Raw genomic sequence first — 20,028 nt, forward strand, 5'->3', positions numbered from 1 at the left:
ACTCAACTTTCACCTTCGGGTGGTGAAAGTAACGATCGCGTAAAACCCTACCCTGATCACCCTGGGAATGCCATGAATCGGTCAGCGATTCTCGGTCAGGAGCGCGAGCAGCCGCGCGTGTACATCGCGGCCCCCGGCGATCAGCATCGGGCGCGCGGAATCGACGTCGGTCCTCGTGACCGCGCCGCCTGCCTCCGTCACGAGGAGTGTGCCGGCGGCGAAGTCCCATGGCCTCAGCCCGCGTTCGAAGTACCCGTCGAGCCGACCTGCCGCGACGTAGGCGAGGTCGAGCGCCGCCGCCCCCATGCGCCGGACATCTCGTGCCATCGGCATGACGCGGCTCACGGTCGCGAGGTCACCTTCATGAGTCGCGGGGTCATAGCCGAATCCGGTCGCGAGGAGCGCCCCGGCGGGGGTCTCCTCCGTGACGGCGAGTCGAGTGCCGCCCGACCAGGCCCCGTGACCGAGAGCCGCGGAGAAGATCTCTCCCAGCGCGGGCGCGTTGACGACCGCGGCGAGCACCTCCCAGGACGCGGGATCCGGTTCACCTCTGACGGCCGCGATGCTCACGTTGTACGCGGGGATGCCGTACGCGTAGTTGACGGTGCCGTCGATCGGGTCGACCACCCAGGTGATCCCGCTGCCGCCGGCCTCGGCTCCCGTCTCCTCGCCGAGGAAGCCATCCTCGGCCCTCGCGGCACGAAGGCGATCGCGGATGAGGGCTTCGACCTCGCGGTCGGCGTCCGTCACGATGTCGGCGAGGGTCGACTTCGTCGCGGCGAGGCGGACCCCCTCTTGGCGGCGCGTATGTGCGAGCTCTCCGGCCTCCCGCGAGATCTCGATCGCGAGCTCGCTGAGCTCCAGGGTGAGTGCGAGCGTCACGGTGCGGGGTGCTGCGGTGCGGGCGGCGGCGGCGGGAAAGCGGGCGGCTCCCCCTGCGGCGCTGCCGTCGGCACGGCACCGGGTGCCGGCGGCACCGAGTGCTCACCCGGCGTCGGAGACGACGGGGCCGCGGGCTGCGCGAACTGCGGGGCGGCCGGCTGCGGTGCGACGGGGAACGTCGACGCCGGCGCCTGGCCGAGCGCCTGCTGCGGCGGGGCGACGGTCGGGTACCCGGTGTAGTAAGCGTTCCAGTCGGGGTTGCCATCCGGCAGCGCCGGCAGGGGCGTGATGCCGTCTGCGTAGGTCGGCCAGGACGGGGCCGCCTGAACCGGGGCGACGGGCTTCTTCTTCGGCGCGAACAGGGCGTTCAGAAGCGGGATGAGCGTGGTGCCGACGGCGACGAGGATGGTCAGCGCGACGACGATGCGCCAATACAGCTCGCCGTACTCGAAGGTGTTCGGGAAGGCGAGGAAGAACACGAGCATGCCGACGAGGCCGCCCAGGAAGACGATGGTCACGATGTAGATCACCCTCGTGAACGTCGTGACGTGCCGCTGCGCCGCAGGGGTGAACAGCCGCACATGAACGAGTGCGAGCTGCAGGATGCCGATGACGAGGAGCAGCTGGAAGAAGCGCTCCGCCCCGAAGTAGTAGCCGTCTTCGGGGAGCCAGATCTTCACGGCACCGACCAGGAGGGCGACGATCCAGCTCACCATGCTCGCCAACTGCAGCCAATCCGGGCGGTTCGGTGCGAGGCCGGCCTCGAGGATCGCGATCCCGGCGAAGGCCGCGAGCAGCAGGATAGTGAGGAATGCGCGGCCGATCAGACCGTCCTGGTCGCCGATGAGCACCCAGACGACGCACACGAGCGCCGCGGCGATCAGCGCACCGATGGCGATCCAGAGGGACCCCCTGATGAGCAGCGACATGTTCTTCTTCTCACCCTGCGTCGTCTGATGCGTGGTGATGTCCGGCTGGGACATGGCGATCCTCTCGTCGAGCGGCGATGCCTTCATACTGCCATGCGCATGCATCACCGTCGGGGAGCGCACAGCGGACTGGGGAAAGCCGCCGCGCAGCCACCAGCTGGGCAGGAGTGGTCAGCCCGCCTTCTTGGCGGACGCCGCCGCGAACGCCGCGACTCTCGCCTGCGCATCCGGCGTCTCCAGGGCCGCGCCGATCGAGCGGGCCTCCTCGCTCAGCTGTTCGACGAACGAGCGCTCCGGCTGCGAGCGCACCAGCCGCTTCGCCTGCCCATAGGCGTCGGCCGCCCCTGCGAGCCAGAACCGGGCGATCTCCTCGCCACGCGCCCGCACGAGCGCCGCCTCGGCGGCGGCATCCTCACCGGCGACGGTCTCGGCGACGAGTCCCCACTCCTGCGCCTCGGCCCCCGACAGCAGACGATCCTGCAGTACGAGCTGCAGGGCGCGGCGCTGGCCCACGGCACGGGCGAGCTGCGCCGACACCGAGAGGTCGGGGGTCAGGCCGATGTTCGCGTACAGGCTGCCGAGCTTGGACCGCGACCCGACGACCGCGTAGTCGCTGGAGAGCAGGATGCCGAGTCCGCCGCCGGCCGTGGTGCCGTGCGCGGCCGCAACGACCGGAACCGCGGACTCGGTGAGCGAGCGGATGCCGGCGTTGATCACCTCGGCGAGCGCGGTGATCTCCGCTCCGGAGGCTCCCATCGTCGTCGCCATGTCGATGACGTCGCCCCCGGCGCAGAACGCCGGGCCCGCGGCATCGATGAGGATCGCCTTGACGTCCGCCCGAGACGTCGCCTCGGCCGTCGCATCCTTCCAGGCATGAGCGAGGTCTGCGTTGAAAGCGTTGAGACGAGCGGGGCGGTTCAGCGTCAGCCTGGCCATCCCCTCTTCGACGGTGAACAGGATGGCATCACTCATGGCTTCTCCTTCGAGCACAGGACGTGTGGTCCAGCGTAACCGCGATCAGACCTGCTCCCAGACCTGCGAGACGAAGCTCTCCATGCGGCGGCGCGTGCCGTCCAGACGGAGGTCGGCCTGACCCGGCGCCCTGACCTCGTTCGGGGCGAGCGGGTGCGCCAGCCGCACGTTCTCATGGCAGGAGAGGTCGGCGCACATATAGGTGCCGAAGGAGTCGCCGCGGCGTCCGGCTTCACCGGTCCGCCGGGCGGAGAAGAGCGCGATCTGGTTGCCCGGCTGCATCGTGTGGCAGATGTTGCACATCCCGGAACGTCCGCGGCCCGGCTCCGTGGCGCGCAGCACGATGCCGACCACGCTGTCCTCGTGCGGGATCAGGACGTAGCCGCGGCGACTCGCGCTCGGGTCCTGCCAGGCGAAGAAGTCGAGATAGTCCCAGTCCACGAGCAGGAAGTCATGAGGCATCTCCATGATCCGCAGCTCGTCGGCATCCGCGTTGACGAACGATGCCCGGACCTCGGCTTCGGTGAGCGGTCGCATTCGACCAGTCTATGAACCCGTGTCCGCCAGAGGCGCAGGTGCGCCCGGGTCGTCGGCGGCGGCGCGGTCACGGATCAGGAAGCCGAACCCGAACGCGATGAAGAACATGAGCACCCCGTAGACGGCGGCGGGGAGGCTCAGCTCCACGGAGCCGAGGACGGACTGGGCGATCACGATCGCCAGCGTGGCGTTGTGGATGCCGATCTCGAACGACGTGGCGATCGCCTGGCGCTTGCCCACGCGGAGCATCCGCGGGACGAGGAAGCCGATGGCGAGGCTGATCAGGCAGAACAGCACGGTGATCAGGGCGAGCTGCGTGAAGTTCGCGACGAGGAGCGTCCAGTTCGAGGCGACGGCTCCCGCGATGACGACGATCAGGATGATCACGGAGGCGATCCGCACCGGCTTGTCCATGCTCGTGGCGAACTTCGGCCAGAAGCGCCGCACGATCATTCCGAGCGCGACCGGCAGCAGCACGATCGCGAACACCTCGAGCGCCTTCGACCACTGCAGCCCCAGCCGGTCATCGAACGGCTGGAAGTAGGCGATCGCGAAGTTGGTGATGATCGGGAGGGTGATCACGGCGATGACGGAGTTCACCGCCGTGAGCGAGATGTTGAGGGCGATGTCGCCGCGGAACAGGTGGCTGTAGAGGTTGGCGGTGGTTCCGCCGGGCGACGCGGCGAGCATCATCATGCCGACCGCGAGGATCGGCGGGAGCTGGAAGGCGAGCACGAGCCCGAAGCAGATCGCCGGCAGCACGACGAGCTGGCAGAGCAGCGCGATGATCACCGCCTTCGGCTGCTTCAGCACCCTCGCGAAGTCGGCGAGAGTGAGGCTGAGGCCGAGGCCCAGCATGATGATGCCCAGAGCGACGGGCAGTCCGATGGTGGTCAACGCTGATCCCATGGGACTCAGTGTGACGGACGGAGGGCCTCGGTGTCACGTGTTCGCTCGATCCCGGATGTGTCCCCGGTGCGCGAAACTCATCCGGTCGGCGTATCCCCGTCATTCCTGCGCCCGATCCTCGGCGGCGGGACAGCCCCTAGCGTCGAAGGTGTGTTGAGATCCCGCCTCTCCCCCGTCCTCCCGGCAGCCGTGATCGCCGCGCTCGCCGCGCTCGTCCTGATCCTCCCCTTCCCGGGCAGCCTCAGCGTCGTCGCCACACGAAGCCTGTCGGGCACTTTCAGCGCGATCCCGGGGGTCGCACTGCTGTCCGAGATCCTGCTCGTCCTGCTCGCCGTCGCCACGGCCGGCGCCCTGGTCCACGTCGTCATGCGCCACCCGGAGCGGCGCGGCGCCGCCCTCGCAGCGGCGTTCGGCGTGGGCGTCGCCTACGCCGCGAGCGAAGGCGTCAAACTGCTCGTCGCTCAGCCCCGACCGTGCTCCAGCGGGGACCTGAGGATCGAGTGTCCTCCTCCCGGCGATTGGTCCTTCCCCTCGAACCACGCGACTCTGGCGTTCGGCGCGGTGGTCGTGATCATCGTCGCGATCCAGCGCGTCTCGGTCGCCTGGCTCGCTGTGGGAGCCGCCGCCCTCGTCGCCGGTGGCCGCGTGGCGCAGGGCGTGCACTATCTGCACGATGTCGCGGCCGGGGCCCTCCTCGGTCTGGCGATCCCGGTCGCACTCGTCGCGGCGATCCACGGGTGGAAGGAGAGGACTCGGCGCCGCCGATAGCCTCTCCTCCCGATCGCGGTGTCGCCCTTCAGTTCATGGCCGCTTTGGTGACCAGAGCCGTGACGATGGCTCCGTGCTTGAGGTCGAGGGGCTCGACCCGGTGCCGGGTGTCCGCGGCCGTGAGCAGCAGCCGGCTCCCGGCGGAGTCGTCGTTGTAGCCGCCGATCAGGCGCACCGCGGGGATTCCCGCGTCGAGGAAGTTCACGTGGTCGGAGTTGCTGGTGTACGCGTAAACCGGATGGACCGGCGTCCCTCCTTCGACGCTCGCCCGTCGCAGGAGGTCGAGGATGCGCGGGTGCCCGGCGGTGAGCCCGAACAGGCGCGCGTACCCGACCGGGGTGTCCACGTTGACGTTGCAGTGGATACGGCTCCGGGCCTCGTCGTCGAGTGACGCGACGTATTCGGCGGATCCCGTGAGCGCCCATTCCTCGAAGGTGAACAGAGCGAGGCGGAGGCCCCGTTCGCTCTCGCTCGCCCGCGGGCCGAGCCGGCGTGCGACCTCGAGGACGACCGAGAGACCGGAGCCGTTGTCCATCGCGCTCTCGGCGAGACCGTGACCGTCGATGTGGGCGCTGAGCACCACGACCTCATCGGTGCGGCCGGGGAAGTCGACGAAGATGTTCCGTCCCGTCCACTCCCCTGGAGTCGCCGTGTTCGACAGCCGGACGCTCGCGGGGCCGAAGGCCAGTTCGGTCGCCAGTTCGCCGGCCGCGTCGAAACTGAGGCCGAAGGCCGGGATCTCTCCCGGCGCCCCCGTACCGCCCGAGCCGCTCACCGGTCCTGCGCCCGGCTGGTTGTTCCCGATGAGGAAGGCCGCCGCGCCGTACTCCCTCGCCAGGCCCAGCTTCACCCCGCGGTGGACGTGATTGGTCGAGAACGGGAACTCGTGCCGGACCAGCACTGCTCGTCCGGCGATGAGCTCGCGCGCGCCTTCGAAGTCCGCCGGCGTCCCCCGCCCGAGGTCGATGACCTCGAACACGTCGTCGACCGAGGAGCAGTTGAGGAGGGGGTAACTGGCCAACTCGCGCCCGGTCGACACCAGATGCACCGCGTGGCCTTCGCTGCGCTGCCCCGACACCGTGAAGGTCTGCTCCGAGTAGGTGCCTCCGAGCGCGCGGGCACGGCTCTCCAGATACTCCTGCGCGGCGGACTCGCTGGCGGTCCCGGCGACGCGACCCCCGGTGTCGCAGATCGCGGTCAGGTCGGCGGTGAGCTCCTTGCTCAACCAGATGTCGCCGATGATGTCTCGGGTCGTGTCGCTCATGATTCCTTCCGGTTCACAGGACGCTGTCCAGGAACGCTTTCGTCCGTGGGTGCTGAGGGTTCGCCATGATCTCGCGCGGGTCGCCGTCCTCGACGATGTAGCCGCCGTCCATGAAGATGAGGCGGTCGGCGACTTCCCGCGCGAAGCCCATCTCGTGGGTGACGACGATCATCGTCGTGTGCTCCGCGGCGAGGGACTTCATCACCGCGAGGACCTCGCCGACCATCTCGGGATCGAGCGCGCTGGTGGGCTCGTCGAAGAGCAGCAGCTTCGGTCTCATGGCCAGCGCCCTGGCGATCGCGACACGCTGCTGCTGGCCGCCGGAGAGCTGCTTCGGATACGCGTTCCTCTTGTCGGCCAGCCCGACGCGGTCGAGCAGCTCGAGGGCGTGGGCGACGGCGATGGAGCGCTTCTCCTTCTTCACGCCGACGGGGGCTTCGATGATGTTCTCGAGCACCGTCATGTGCGGGAAGAGGTTGAAGGCCTGGAAGACCATGCCGATGTGCTCGCGCTGAGCGCGCACGGTCTTCTCCGGTGCGTCGTGCAGACGTCCGCCGCGGATGGTCGCGCCCATCGGATCGCCGTCGATCGCGATGAGACCGGCATCGATGGTCTCCAGGCGGTTGATGCACCGGAGGAAGGTGCTCTTGCCCGAGCCGCTCGGGCCGATCACGCAGACGACCTGTCCGCGTTCCATCTCCAGGGAGATGTCCTTGAGGACGTCGAGGCTGCCGAAGCTCTTCTGGACCTCGCGCACACTGAGGAAGCTCATCGTCGTCCCTCCGTCGTCGTCGCGCGGCGTCGCAGCCGGATGCCGGTGAGCCGCTGCAGGGAGCCCTTCGCCGGGGAGGTGGAACGCGAGCTTCCGCGCGAGTACAGCCGTTCGAGCGCCTGCTGCCCGATCATCAGGATGGAGGTGACGATGAGGTACCAGATCGTCGCGACCATCAGCAGCGGGATCGTCTCGAACGTGCGGCTGTAGACCACCTGCACGGAGTACAGCAGCTCCGGCAGCGCGATCACCGACACGAGCGATGTGGACTTCAACAGGGACAGGACCTCGTTGCCGGTCGGCGGGATGATGAACCGCATCGCCTGCGGGAGGACGATGCGCCGCATCGCGCGGCCGCCGCTCATCCCGAGCGCCTTCGACGCCTCGAGCTGACCGTGGTCGACCGAGAGCAGACCGCCGCGGATGATCTCCGCCATGTACGCCGCCTCGTTCAGAGCGAGCGCGGCGACGGCGACGACGTACGGCGTGACGATCTCGTTGACGTTCCCGGAGAGGAACGTCGGGCCGAACGGGATCCCGATCGTGATCTGCGGGTACAGGGCGGACACGTTGTAGAGGATGACGAGCTGCACGAGCAGCGGCGTGCCGCGGAAGAACCAGACGTACACGCCGGCGCATGCATTGAGGATCGGGTTCGACGAGATCCGCATCAGCGCGATGATCAGACCGATGATGATGCCGAGCACCATCGAGACGACGGTCAGCTCGATCGTCTTCCACAGCCCCTGGAGGATGGATGCCGAGAAGAAGTAGTCGGCGACGACGCCCCACTCGAACCGCGGATTCGTGACGATCGAGAAGACGACCATCGCGGCGACGACGATGACGACCGCCGTCGCGACCCACATCAGAGGGCGCGGCCTGCCGATGACGCGATAGTCCGTGACGGTCTGCAGCGACGTCGTCAACGTACCGGGTGCGGTCGAGGTCACTGCAGCGCCTCGTTGTTCATCCCGGCGAACTCGACGGCCAGGTGCTGCACGCCGTACGTGGTCAGGACCTCTTCATAGGTGCCGTCATCGATGAACTGCTGCAGCGTGGCCTGGATGACGGGGAGGTTCTCGCTCTCCTTCGGAAATGCCATGGCCGAGAGTCCGCCGCGGAACGCCTCGCCGCTGAGGTCGAGCCGCTCGTTGTCGGTGTCCGCGATGTAGCCGGCCTGGGCCGCTGCCGTGGCGTAGGCGTCGATGCGACCGCTGGTCAGGGCGAGGATGCCCTCGTTGTTGGTCTTGAACGACATGATCTCGATCGGGGTGCCGCACTTCTCGTTCTGCTCGGTGAGGGAGATCTCCTCCACGGAGCCGGTCGCGACGCCGATGGCGAGACCGCAGGCATCCGCGGGAGTCAGATCCTTCGGAGCATCCGCATCGTCCTTGGCGACGACGAACTGCGAGCCGCCTCGGATGAAGTCGACGAAGTCGACCTGCTGCTGCCGCTCGTCCGTGTCGAGCATCGGCGCGAGCGAGAAGTCGTATCGGCCGGCGGCGAGCCCGGGGATCAGGTTGGCGAACACGACCTGGCGGAGCTCGACGTCGACGCCGAGCGCGTCGCCGATGCGGTACGCGAGGTCGGGGACGATGCCGACGATGCTCACGCCGTCCGCGTCGTAGGAGGCGAAGGGCTCGCCGATGGTCGCATCCGTGGCGATGACCAGCTTTCCGCTCTTCGCGACGGAGTCCGGCAGCTGCTCGACGAGCGCCTCGATCGGATCGCCCTGCGGCGAGTGGTGGTTGACGTCGGCGGTGTTGGAGGGCGAGCCGTCGGCGGGTGCGGCACCGGTGGAGTCGCCACCGCACGCGGTGAGGGCCGCGACGGCGAGGGCCAGGGTGCCGACGGTGGCAAGGGAACGAGCGAGCTTCTTCATTTCGGGTGCTTTCTGGTGATCGCGGCTCGGGCGGAGGAACAGTCGTCAGATGCGTCCCACGACGGCGACATGCTCGCGCATGAGCAGAACGGCGTGGTCGGGTCGACCGCTCTGGATCGCCGCGAGAATGGCGCGGTGACCGTCGAGCGAGGTCGTGCGTCCTTCCGGCGTGGAATGCGACTGACGACGGAAGTCGCTCACCCATTCGGAGGTGGCGCGACTGAGGGCGAGAATGAGGTGATTGTGCGTCGCTGCGGCAATCGCCTCGTGGAAACGCTGGTCGAGCTCGAGCGACTCCTCGGGCGTGACCCCGGCAGCGTCGAAGTCGCAGTGGTGTGAGAGCACGAGCAGGTCGCTCTCGGTGCGGCGTCCGGCCGCGAGGCCGGCGATCTCGGGCTCGAACGTGCTTCGGAAGTCGATGACCTCCGTCGCTTCGCGCTCCGCCTGCGACATGTCCCTCAGGAGAGAGGATGCCGCAGCCGAGGCGTCGAGCAGGACCGTGCCCGATCCCTGCCGCCGCCGGACGACTCCCTTGAGCGTCAGCTCATGGATGGCCTCGCGGATCGTGGCCCGCGAGACGCCGAGTTGCACGGCGAGGTCACGCTCGGGGGGCAGAGCCGAACCCGGGACGACGGCGCCGCTGTCCGCCAGTTCGAGGATCCGTGCCGCGATGGTGCTCGATGTCGCCATGCGCGGCATCTCGCCCAATGTGTCCCATCCGAGTGATGACATGTGCTGTACGGTAGCATAATTGGTCAGACCATCAAACCATTTTCGCGAGATGGGCTCCGGCACGAGAACGAAGGCCCTATGGAAGCGCTCGATCCGCTCAATCTGGGCATCGTCGCGCTGGTCTCGGTGGCCGCGGGGGCGATCAACACGGTCGTCGGCTCGGGCAGCCTCATCACGTTCCCCACCCTGCTGGCCATGGGGCTTCCACCCGTCACGGCGAACATGGCGAACACGGCGGGCCTCGCCATCGGCAACGTCGGCGGGATCATCGGATACCGGCGCGAGCTGCGTGGTCAGTGGCGCCTCCTCCTCCCGCTCGCGATCCTCACCGCCTTCGGCGCCTTCTTCGGTGCTCTCGCCCTCCTGGCACTTCCCGCTGCGGTCTTCCATGCCGTCGCCCCGGTGCTCGTCGTCGTCGGCTGCGTGCTCGTCGGCATCCAGCCGCTGCTGCAGCGCCGCGCCGCGCTTCCCCACGGAGCCGTCGCGCCGACGTGGCTGCGGTACCCGCTGACGCTCTTCACCGGCGCCTATGGCGGCTACTTCGGCGCCGCGCAGGGAGTGCTCATCGTCGGGATCCTCGAACTCACCACCGATGCCCACCTGCAGCGGGTGAACGCGTTCAAGAATGTGCTGCAGACGCTGGCGGGGTGGGTCGCGACGATCGTGTTCGTCTTCTCGGCTCCGCTGCCGTGGCCGACGATCGCCGCACTGGCGGTGGGATCACTGGCCGGCGCCGCGCTGGGCGGGATCTTCGGGCGAAAGCTGCCCAGCTGGGCGCTGCGCACCCTCATCATCGTCATCGGAGCAGTGGCGGTCGCCTTCCTCCTCCAGTGAGGGCGCTCCCGAGACGGGGCGCCGCGCCGCCGGCGGCCCGACGACACTCACCGATCGCAGGCGATCGCAGAGCCGACCCGGAGACGAAGGAAGGCCCCCGCGATATCGCGTGGGCCTTCAGGTTCCGCGGTGCTTCGCGGTGGTGGCGAGTGAGGGATTCGAACCCCCGAATGCTGAGCAGTCTGATTTACAGTCAGATCCCTTTGGCCGCTTGGGTAACTCGCCAGAGCGCACCCGTCCGACTTGAACAGCCAACCGGGGGCACGAGAAATCATCATACCCGCCAGACGCGAGCGGATGAAATCGAAGGCTCAGCTGCCGCGAATCCCCCGGTCCGCGTCGGAGAGCGACTCGGGTGTGCGAAGCAATCCGCCCTCCGCGCGGCACGTCGCCGCTGCGATGTCCATGGCACGCTGCAGGAGCGACCGCCAGGCTTCCTGCGTCGAGGGCGCGCCTGACACGAGGCCTGCGGCGACCGCGGCGAGGGTCGCATCTCCCGCTCCCACGGTGTCGATGACCCGTCCCGGCAGCTCGGAGATCGGAGCGACCGAGGTCCCCTCGTCCGTTTCGATGATCGCGCCGTCGGAGCCTGCGGTCGCCAGCACCGCCTGCACGCCGAGCCCGCGCAGCCGCGCACGAAGCGCATCGAGGTCGCCGTCGTACAGGGTCGCCGCGTCATCGGCACCGACCTTCACGATCTGCGCCCCGCGGGCGATGCGCTCGAACCCGCGCACGAACTCCTCGCGATCGGCCAGCATCCCGGTGCGCGGGTTCGGGTCGATCGCCACGCGGGCACCCGCCAGCACGTCGCCGAGAGCCCCGACCTCGGCCGCCGCGTCGAAGGGGAAGCAGCTGACCACCGTGAGGTCGGCGGACTCGATGGCCGCGCGGGCCGCGGGGGTGTACCGGATGCTGCGCCGCTGGGCTGCTTCGTTGAACACGTACTCGGGCTCGCCGTTCGCTGCGCGCTGCACGACAGCACGCGAGGAGCCGCGCGGCGCCTCACTCGCGATGAGGGTGACGCCGTGATCCGCCAGATACTCGCGGATGTGATCGCCGGCCTCGTCAGCACCGACCATCGCGATGAGAGTGGTCTCGATGCCGAGGCGGCGCAGGCCCACGGCCACGTTCAGCGCGGCCCCTCCGACGAGCTCGCGCACGCCGGATTCGTCACGGATCTCGTCGATCAGGGCGTCACCGATCACGACGGCGGAACCTGCAGGGGAACTCTCGATGCTCACCCGCCGACACTATCGTTCCGGCCGACTCCCCCGCGTCTGTGACGCACCCCGCGGCGGAGGGGGTACCTTGTGGCCATGAAGGCACGTCTCCTCACCGGCGCTGCGAGCGTCGGCCTCATCGCGCTCCTGACCGCCTGCGGGGCGGCATCGCCGGAGACGGATGCGGGGACGGGGAAGGGCACCCCCACCCCGGAGTCGAGTGCGTCGGTCGAGGTCACCGACGGCCGCTCTCCCAGCCCGACGCCGTCGGCGATCGCGCTGCCGACCGACTGCCGCGCCATCCTTTCGGACGACGTGCTCGCTCAACTGGACGGCGTGCCCCTCAACGACGCGGCCTTCGGGCCCTCGGGCGTCGGCGAGGACGGCACCCTCACCTGCAACTGGGCCGACCCGGGCGCCGACACCACGAGGCTCACCACGACCATCTCGACCATGAACCGCGGCCCGGCCCTCGACATGCTGAATGCTCTCGCCGATGAGGAGGGCTTCGCGTCCTTCACCCCCGACGGCGGAACCCGCTGCGAGAAGACCTGGGCGAACGAGCAGTACCCCGTGACGGACGGCCGCACCCTGTTCTGGCGTGACGACATCCTGATCGACACGCGCTACTCGAACCTCGCCCCCGACGGCTACACCTCGAGCATCGTGGAGCATATCTACGACTAGTCGCGGCATCGCGGGCATCCCGCGGGCACGAAGAAGGCCCCGGGGCGAACCCCGGGGCCTTCTTCACTTCGTCACACCTCAGTTGTGTCGCGACTTCGTCGCTCAACAACTTCGATCGGCTCGGCCGGACGAGCAAGCTCACCGGCTCTCGCCTCAATCAGTTGTAAGTACCGGGGGTGATGTCGTCCGTCGAGAACGCGTCGAAGTCGACGTAGCCGAAGTCGCCGTCGGCGTACGCACCGTCGGATGCGAAGATCCGGTTCGGGTAGCGCTCGCTCTTGGCTTCCTCGGTGGCCTCGACGGTGACGTCGCGGTACTTCGAGAGACCGGTTCCGGCGGGGATGAGCTTACCGATGATGACGTTCTCCTTGAGACCGACCAGCGGGTCGCGCTTGCCCTGCATCGCAGCCTCGGTGAGCACGCGGGTCGTCTCCTGGAAGGAGGCGGCCGACAGCCACGATTCGGTCGCGAGCGACGCCTTCGTGATACCCATCAGCTCCGGACGACCGGACGCGGGGCGCTTGCCCTCTGCCACGGTCTCGCGGTTGATCGACTGGTAGCGCTTGAGGTCGACCATCTCACCCGGGAGCAGGTTCGTGTCGGCGTGATCGACGACAGTGACCTTGCGGAGCATCTGACGGACGATGACCTCGATGTGCTTGTCGTGGATCGGCACACCCTGCGAGCGGTACACGCCCTGGACGCCGCCGACGAGGTAACGCTGCACCTCGCGGGCACCCATGACGCGCATGATCTCCTTGGGGTCGAGCGTGCCCACCAGGATCGGCTGACCGACCGTGACGTGCTGCCCGTCCTCGACGAGAAGCGTCGCACGCTTCAGCACCGGGTAGATGACCGGCTCTTCACCGCTGTCGGGCGTGAGGATGACCTTCTTGCCCTTGTCGGTCTCGTCGATCGCGATGCGGCCGTCAGCCTCGGCGATCGGGGACGCGCCCTTGGGGGTACGCGCCTCGAAGAGCTCCTGCACACGGGGAAGACCCTGCGTGATGTCGTCCGCCGATGCCGAACCACCCGTGTGGAAGGTACGCATCGTCAGCTGGGTACCGGGCTCACCGATCGACTGGGCCGCGATGATGCCGACGGCCTCGCCGATGTCGACGGTCTTACCCGTCGCGAGCGAACGTCCGTAGCACTGCGCGCAGACACCGACGGCGGAGTCGCAGGTCAGGACCGAGCGGACCTTGATGGTCTCGACACCCAGACCGACGAGCTTGTCGATCAGCACGTCGCCCACGTCGTCACCGGCAGCGGCGAGGACCTCGCCCTTGCTGTCGACCACGTCGGAGGCCAGCGTACGAGCGAACACCGAGTTCTCGACGTTCGCGTCGCGCACCAGCTCGCCCTGCGAGTTCGGAGCGGCGATCGGGAGCTCGAGGCCCTTCGACGTGCCGCAGTCCTCTTCGCGGATGATGACGTCCTGAGAGACATCCACCAGACGACGGGTCAGGTAACCCGAGTCGGCGGTACGCAGAGCGGTGTCGGCCAGACCCTTACGGGTACCGTGCGTCGCGATGAAGTACTCCGCGACCGACAGACCCTCGCGGTACGAGGAGATGATCGGACGCGGGATGATCTCACCCTTGGGGTTGTTCACCAGACCACGCATACCGGCGATGTTCCGGATCTGCAGCCAGTTACCACGGGCGCCCGAGGACACCATGCGGTTGATGGTGTTGTCCTCCGGGAAGTTCGCCTTCATGGCGGCCTGGACCTCGTCGGTCGCCTCGGTCCAGATCTTGATGAGCTCCTGGCGACGCTCGGAGTCGGTCGTCAGACCCTTCTCGTACTGCGACTGGACCTTCGCGGCCTGCTTCTCGTAGCCGGCGACGATCTCCGCCTTGTTCGGCGGGGTGAGGATGTCGCTCAGGGCGACGGTCACACCGGAGCGCGTGGCCCAGTAGAAGCCGGCGTCCTTGATGCGGTCCAGCGACGCAGCGGTCTCGACCTTGGGGTACTCCTCGGCCAGCTTGTTGACGATCTGCGACAGCTTGTTCTTGTCAGCCTGCTCGCGGACGAACGGGTAGCCCTTCGGCAGCGTGTCGTTGAAGATCGCCTGACCCAGCGAGGCGTCCACGAGACCGTGGCGCTCGTAGCCCTCGGGAGCTTCGCCCTCGAGGAACGTCAGACCGGGGATGCGGATGCGGATCTTCGCCTGCAGGTCGAGGGTTCCCTCGTCCTTGGCCAGGATCGCCTCGCCCACCGAACCGAATGCACGGCCCTCACCGGCTGCGCCCTCCTTGACCGTGGTCAGGTGGTGCAGACCGATGATCATGTCCTGCGAAGGCAGGGTGACCGGACGGCCGTCCGACGGCTTCAGGATGTTGTTCGACGCGAGCATCAGCACGCGGGCCTCGGCCTGAGCCTCGACCGACAGCGGCAGGTGCACGGCCATCTGGTCACCGTCGAAGTCGGCGTTGAACGCCGCGCAGACGAGCGGGTGCAGCTGGATGGCCTTGCCCTCGACGAGCTGCGGCTCGAACGCCTGGATGCCGAGGCGGTGCAGCGTGGGTGCACGGTTCAGCAGAACCGGACGCTCACGGATGATCTCCTCGAGCACGTCCCAGACCTCGGGACGGGTGCGCTCGACCGCGCGCTTGGCGGCCTTGATGTTCTGCGAGTGACCGAGGTCGATCAGACGCTTGATGACGAACGGCTTGAAGAGCTCCAGAGCCATCTGCTTGGGCAGACCGCACTGGTGCAGCTTCAGCTGCGGGCCGACGATGATGACCGAACGACCCGAGTAGTCGACGCGCTTGCCGAGCAGGTTCTGACGGAAGCGGCCCTGCTTGCCCTTCAGCATGTCGCTGAGGGACTTCAGAGCACGGTTTCCGGTACCGGTGACGGGACGACCACGGCGACCGTTGTCGAACAGTGCGTCGACGGCCTCCTGCAGCATGCGCTTCTCGTTGTTGACGATGATCTCGGGGGCACCGAGGTCGATCAGACGACGAAGACGGTTGTTGCGGTTGATCACGCGGCGGTACAGGTCGTTCAGGTCGGAGGTGGCGAAACGGCCACCGTCGAGCTGGACCATCGGACGCAGCTCCGGCGGGATCACCGGGACGACGTCGAGGACCATCGCGGCCGGGCTCATGCCGGTCTCGAGGAACGAGCTGACGACCTTGAGGCGCTTGATCGCACGGATCTTGCGCTGGCCCTTGCCCTCGGAGATCTGCAGACGCAGGTTCTCCGCCTCGGCGACGAGGTCGAACGCCGCGAGGCGACGCTGGATCGACTCGGCGCCCATGTAGGCCTCGAAGTACTGACCGAAGCGGTCCTGCAGCTCGTGGAAGACGTCGTCCTCCGGGCGCAGTGCACCGACCTCGAGGGTGCGGAAGTCTTCCCACACGCGCTCGAGCTTGGCGATCTGCTCGTCGGCACCCTTGCGGATGAGGGACATCTCCTTCTCGGCGGCGTCCTTCACCTTCTTCTTGGCGTCGGCCTTGGCGCCCTCGGCCTCGAGAGCCGCGAGCTCCTCCTCCAGCTTCGCCAGGCGCTCCGCGATCTTGGAATCGCGACGGTCGCCGAGCGTCTTCAGCTCGAGACGGATGTTGTTCTCCTGCGTGCCCAGGTCGCGGTGACGAGCATCCTCATCGACCGAGATGACCATGTAGGCGGCGAAGTAGATGACCTTCTCGAGGTCCTTCGGCGCCATGTCGAGCAGGTAGCCGAGGCGCGAGGGCACACCCTTGAAGTACCAGATGTGGGTGACGGGAGCGGCGAGCTCGATGTGACCCATGCGCTCACGACGGACGGAGCTCTTGGTGACCTCCACGCCGCAGCGCTCGCAGACGATGCCCTTGAAGCGGACACGCTTGTACTTGCCGCAGGCGCACTCCCAGTCGCGGGACGGGCCGAAGATCTGCTCTCCGAAGAGACCGTCCTTCTCCGGCTTGAGGGTGCGGTAGTTGATGGTTTCGGGCTTCTTGACCTCACCGTACGACCACGCGCGGATGTGGTCCGCGGTGGCCAGGCCGATGCGAAGCTCATCGAAAGTGTTTGACTCGAGCACTGATTCTCCTGTGTCGGAATTCTTTTTGAGAAGTCTGCTGGGGTGTGCTCGGGAGCGGGGCTCCCGAGCACACCAGCGGATTAGATCTCGTCGATCGAGGCGGCCTCGAAGCGGCTGGAGATGTTGATACCGAGCTCTTCTGCGGCGCGGAACGCCTCATCGTCGGTGTCGCGGAGGTTGACCAGCGTGCCGTCGGCCGAGAGGACCTCGACGTTCAGGCAGAGCGACTGCATCTCCTTCATGAGCACCTTGAAGGACTCGGGGATGCCCGGCTCCTGGATGTTCTCGCCCTTGACGATCGCCTCGTACACCTTGACGCGGCCGAGGATGTCGTCGGACTTGATCGTGAGGAGCTCCTGGAGCGCGTACGCGGCGCCGTAGGCCTCGAGGGCCCACACCTCCATCTCACCGAAGCGCTGTCCACCGAACTGCGCCTTACCACCGAGCGGCTGCTGGGTGATCATCGAGTACGGACCCGTGGAACGTGCGTGGATCTTGTCGTCGACCAGGTGGTGCAGCTTCAGGATGTACATGTAGCCGACCGAGATCGGCGCCGGGAACGGCTCACCGGAGCGGCCGTCGAACATCTGGGCCTTTCCGGTGGAGTCGATCAGACGGACACCGTCGCGGGTCGGGATGGTCGCGTCGAGGAGACCTGCGATCTCCTCCTCGCTCGCACCGTCGAACACCGGGGTGGCGACCTTCGTGCCGGGAGCCGCCTCGAAGGCCTGCTCCGGCAGACGAGTCGCCCACTCCGGGGTGCCCTCGACCTTCCAGCCCTGCTTGGCGATCCACCCGAGGTGGGTCTCCAGGACCTGACCGAAGTTCATTCGACCGGGGATGCCGAGCGGGTTGAGCACGATGTCGACCGGGGTTCCGTCTGCCATGAACGGCATGTCCTCGATCGGGAGGATCTTCGCGATGACACCCTTGTTGCCGTGACGACCGGCGAGCTTGTCACCCTCGGTGATCTTGCGCTTCTGGGCGATGTAGACCACGACGCGGCGGTTCACGCCGGAGCCGAGCTCGTCGTCGCCGTCCTCGGCGTTGAACTCCTTGACGGCGATGATCGTGCCCTGCTCACCGTGGGGCACCTTCAGCGAGGTGTCACGGACTTCGCGGCTCTTCTCGTTGAAGATCGCGCGGAGCAGACGCTCCTCGGCCGACAGCTCGGTCTCACCCTTCGGCGTGACCTTGCCGACGAGGATGTCGCCGGGGCGGACCTCGGCGCCGATGCGGATGATGCCGCGCTCGTCGAGGTCCTTCAGCAGCTCCGGGCTGACGTTGGGGAGGTCACGGGTGATCTCCTCCTTGCCGAGCTTGGTGTCGCGCGCGTCGACCTCGTACTCCTCGATGTGGATCGAGGAGAGGGTGTCGTCCTTGACCAGGTCCTGGCTCAGGATGATCGCGTCCTCGAAGTTGTAGCCCTCCCACGTCATGAACGCGACGAGGAGGTTCTTTCCGAGGGCCAGCTCGCCGTTCTCGGTGGCGGGGCCATCAGCGATGACCTCTCCGACCTCGACGCGCTCACCGGCGTCGACGACGACCTTCTGGTTGTACGACGTGCCCTGGTTGGAGCGGTCGAACTTGCGCAGGTGGTACTCCTGCGTTCCGCCCTCGTCGAGCATGACGACGACGCGGTCCGCGGAGACCTCGGAGACGACACCGGCCTTCTCGGCGGTGAGCACGTCACCTGCGTCGATAGCCGTGTAGCCCTCCATACCGGTTCCGACGAGCGGCGAGTCGCTGCGCAGCAGCGGCACAGCCTGACGCTGCATGTTGGCACCCATGAGGGCGCGCTGTGCGTCGTCGTGCTCGAGGAAGGGCACGAGCGAGGTCGCGACCGAAACCATCTGGCGCGGGGAGACGTCGATGTAGCCGATCTCCTCGGGGACGAACAGGTCGACCTCGCCGCTACCGCCCTTGGGGCGGGCCAGGACGTGGCTCTCGCGGAAGCGACCCTTGGCATCGAGCGGGGCGTTGGCCTGCGCGATGTTGAAGTCGACCTCTTCGGAAGCCGTGAGGTAGTCGATCTGATCGGTGACGACGCCACCGGTGACCTTGCGGTACGGGGTCTCGATGAAACCGAACGAGTTGATGCGCGCGAAGGTCGCGAGAGCACCGATCAGACCGATGTTCGGGCCTTCCGGCGTCTCGATGGGGCACATGCGGCCGTAGTGCGACGGGTGGACGTCACGGACCTCGACGCCGGCGCGGTCACGAGAGAGACCACCGGGGCCGAGCGCGGAGAGACGACGCTTGTTCGTCAGACCGGCGAGCGGGTTGTTCTGGTCCATGAACTGCGACAGCTGCGACGTTCCGAAGAACTCCTTGATCGCGGCGACGACGGGGCGCACGTTGATCAGGGTCTGCGGCGTGATGGCCTCGATGTCCTGCGTGGTCATGCGCTCGCGGACGACGCGCTCCATGCGGGACAGACCGGTGCGGACCTGGTTCTGGATCAGCTCGCCGACCGCGCGGATGCGACGGTTGCCGAAGTTGTCGATGTCGTCGGTCGCGAGACGGATCTCGGCCTTCTTGCCCGAGCGGATGCCGGTGAAGGTCTCCTCGGTGCCCGCGTGCAGACGCACGAGGTACTTGATCGTGGCCACGATGTCCTCGACGGTGAGCACCGACGAGTTCAGCGGCTGGTCCAGGCCCAGCTTGTGGTTGATCTTGTAACGACCGACCTTGGCAAGGTCGTAGCGCTTCGGGTTGAAGTAGAAGTTGTCCAGGAGCGCGCGGGCGGCCTCGGCGGCGACCTGCTCGCCCGGACGGAGCTTGCGGTAGATGTCGCGGAGCGCATCTTCCTTCGTGACGATCGTGTCCTTCGCGAGCGTCTCCTCGATCGAGGTGTAGCCGGCGAACTCGGCGAGGATCTCCTCGCTGGTCATGCCCAGCGCCTTGAGGAAGACCGTGACCGACTGCTTGCGCTTGCGGTCGACGCGCACGCCGACCTGGTCGCGCTTGTCGATCTCGAACTCGAGCCAGGCACCACGGCTCGGGATGACGCGCGCCGACACGATGTCCTTGTCACTCGTCTTGTCGGGGGTCTTGTCGAAGTAGACACCCGGCGAGCGCACGAGCTGCGAGACGACGACGCGCTCGGAGCCGTTGATGATGAACGTGCCCTTGTCGGTCTGCAGCGGGAAGTCGCCCATGAAGACCGTCTGGGTCTTGATCTCACCCGTGAGGTGGTTCATGAACTCGGCCTCGACGTACAGCGGAGCGGCGTAGGTCTTGCCACGCTCCTTGCACTCCTCGATCGAGTACTTCTCCGGCTCGAGGTACGGGTTCGTGAACGACAGCTGCATCGTCTCGCCGAGGTCCTCGATCGGAGAGATCTCCTCGAAGATCTCGCCGAGGCCGCTGTTCTCGTTGACGTCGGTGCGTCCGGCCTTCTTGGCCTCGGCCACGCGCGCCTTCCAGGCGTCGTTGCCGACGAGCCAACCGAAGGATTCGGTCTGCAGAGCGAGAAGGTCAGGGACCGTCAGCGTGTCGGAGATCTTGGCGAACGAAAGACGGGAAGCTCCGCGTCCGTTCTTGGTGGTGGTGGATGTGGATGCGTTGCGAGCAGCAGCCAAGGGAATAACCTCCGTGAGCC

The 20,028-nt window shown here is 67.4% G+C and carries 16 protein-coding genes and 1 tRNA gene; 3 read left to right on the forward strand and 14 right to left on the reverse strand.

Annotated features, from left to right (window positions below):
* Positions 1 to 81: 81 nt before the first annotated feature.
* The 5 genes from CQ045_RS04775 to CQ045_RS04795 all read right to left on the reverse strand — a co-directional run bounded on the left by CQ045_RS04775 (position 82) and on the right by CQ045_RS04795 (position 4,229).
* On the reverse strand, positions 82 to 882 hold the full coding sequence (locus CQ045_RS04775; protein WP_181156445.1) for an inositol monophosphatase family protein: 801 nt from the start codon (positions 880 to 882) through the stop codon (positions 82 to 84).
* A complete protein-coding gene (locus tag CQ045_RS04780; RefSeq protein WP_146115183.1) occupies positions 879 to 1,865 on the reverse strand; it encodes a hypothetical protein in 987 nt (328 codons plus the stop codon). Before CQ045_RS04780 ends, CQ045_RS04775 begins: the two co-directional genes overlap by 4 nt.
* 117 nt (positions 1,866 to 1,982) lie before the next feature.
* Positions 1,983 to 2,783, reverse strand: coding sequence for an enoyl-CoA hydratase/isomerase family protein (locus tag CQ045_RS04785; RefSeq protein ID WP_105721546.1), 801 nt, complete (start codon positions 2,781 to 2,783; stop codon positions 1,983 to 1,985).
* Positions 2,784 to 2,828: 45 nt separating this feature from the next.
* Entirely contained in the window at positions 2,829 to 3,320 is a 492-nt protein-coding gene (locus tag CQ045_RS04790; RefSeq protein ID WP_105721547.1) for an FBP domain-containing protein, read from the reverse strand.
* A 9-nt stretch (positions 3,321 to 3,329) separates the two neighbouring features.
* Positions 3,330 to 4,229 (reverse strand): bile acid:sodium symporter family protein, encoded by a 900-nt coding sequence (locus CQ045_RS04795; RefSeq protein WP_105721548.1) that lies wholly within the window; start codon positions 4,227 to 4,229, stop codon positions 3,330 to 3,332.
* A gap of 150 nt (positions 4,230 to 4,379) precedes the next feature.
* Here CQ045_RS04795 and CQ045_RS04800 point away from each other — a divergent pair, with 150 nt between their 5' ends.
* Positions 4,380 to 4,997 carry a phosphatase PAP2 family protein gene (locus CQ045_RS04800; RefSeq protein WP_146115184.1) on the forward strand — a complete coding sequence of 206 codons (618 nt, stop codon included), beginning with the start codon at positions 4,380 to 4,382 and terminating at the stop codon, positions 4,995 to 4,997.
* Between the two features lie 28 nt (positions 4,998 to 5,025).
* Here CQ045_RS04800 and CQ045_RS04805 read toward each other — a convergent pair whose 3' ends face one another.
* From CQ045_RS04805 to CQ045_RS04825, 5 genes are read right to left on the reverse strand one after another with little or no spacing between them, the layout of a single operon-like run.
* Positions 5,026 to 6,261 (reverse strand): M28 family peptidase, encoded by a 1,236-nt coding sequence (locus CQ045_RS04805; RefSeq protein WP_105721550.1) that lies wholly within the window; start codon positions 6,259 to 6,261, stop codon positions 5,026 to 5,028.
* A 13-nt stretch (positions 6,262 to 6,274) separates the two neighbouring features.
* Positions 6,275 to 7,033 (reverse strand): amino acid ABC transporter ATP-binding protein, encoded by a 759-nt coding sequence (locus CQ045_RS04810; RefSeq protein WP_105721551.1) that lies wholly within the window; start codon positions 7,031 to 7,033, stop codon positions 6,275 to 6,277.
* Positions 7,030 to 7,986 (reverse strand): amino acid ABC transporter permease, encoded by a 957-nt coding sequence (locus tag CQ045_RS04815; protein WP_219844394.1) that lies wholly within the window; start codon positions 7,984 to 7,986, stop codon positions 7,030 to 7,032. Before CQ045_RS04815 ends, CQ045_RS04810 begins: the two co-directional genes overlap by 4 nt.
* Entirely contained in the window at positions 7,983 to 8,918 is a 936-nt protein-coding gene (locus CQ045_RS04820; RefSeq protein ID WP_105721552.1) for a transporter substrate-binding domain-containing protein, read from the reverse strand. Before CQ045_RS04820 ends, CQ045_RS04815 begins: the two co-directional genes overlap by 4 nt.
* 45 nt (positions 8,919 to 8,963) lie before the next feature.
* Positions 8,964 to 9,650: a FadR/GntR family transcriptional regulator gene (locus CQ045_RS04825; protein ID WP_105721553.1), complete on the reverse strand. Its 687-nt coding sequence runs from the start codon at positions 9,648 to 9,650 to the stop codon at positions 8,964 to 8,966.
* A 78-nt stretch (positions 9,651 to 9,728) separates the two neighbouring features.
* On the opposite strand from CQ045_RS04825, the gene CQ045_RS04830 reads away from it, so the two are divergent.
* Complete coding sequence (locus CQ045_RS04830; protein WP_105721554.1) at positions 9,729 to 10,484, forward strand: sulfite exporter TauE/SafE family protein; 756 nt, start codon at positions 9,729 to 9,731, stop codon at positions 10,482 to 10,484.
* Between the two features lie 140 nt (positions 10,485 to 10,624).
* Here CQ045_RS04830 and CQ045_RS04835 read toward each other — a convergent pair.
* Positions 10,625 to 10,709 (reverse strand) — tRNA-Tyr (locus tag CQ045_RS04835).
* Between the two features lie 86 nt (positions 10,710 to 10,795).
* The gene (locus tag CQ045_RS04840) at positions 10,796 to 11,725 is read right to left on the reverse strand and encodes a PfkB family carbohydrate kinase (RefSeq protein ID WP_105721555.1); all 930 of its coding nucleotides are present in this window, start codon (positions 11,723 to 11,725) and stop codon (positions 10,796 to 10,798) included.
* Between the two features lie 75 nt (positions 11,726 to 11,800).
* On the opposite strand from CQ045_RS04840, the gene CQ045_RS04845 reads away from it, so the two are divergent.
* Entirely contained in the window at positions 11,801 to 12,391 is a 591-nt protein-coding gene (locus CQ045_RS04845; RefSeq protein WP_105721556.1) for a hypothetical protein, read from the forward strand.
* 157 nt (positions 12,392 to 12,548) lie between these two features.
* On the opposite strand, the gene rpoC is transcribed toward CQ045_RS04845, so the two are convergent.
* Positions 12,549 to 16,424 (reverse strand): DNA-directed RNA polymerase subunit beta', encoded by a 3,876-nt coding sequence (gene rpoC / locus CQ045_RS04850; protein ID WP_105721557.1) that lies wholly within the window; start codon positions 16,422 to 16,424, stop codon positions 12,549 to 12,551.
* 80 nt (positions 16,425 to 16,504) lie between these two features.
* Positions 16,505 to 20,008: a DNA-directed RNA polymerase subunit beta gene (locus CQ045_RS04855; RefSeq protein WP_105721558.1), complete on the reverse strand. Its 3,504-nt coding sequence runs from the start codon at positions 20,006 to 20,008 to the stop codon at positions 16,505 to 16,507.
* Positions 20,009 to 20,028: the final 20 nt, after the last annotated feature.

Source organism: Microbacterium sp. MYb66, from assembly GCF_002979435.1.
Lineage (GTDB): Bacteria > Actinomycetota > Actinomycetes > Actinomycetales > Microbacteriaceae > Microbacterium.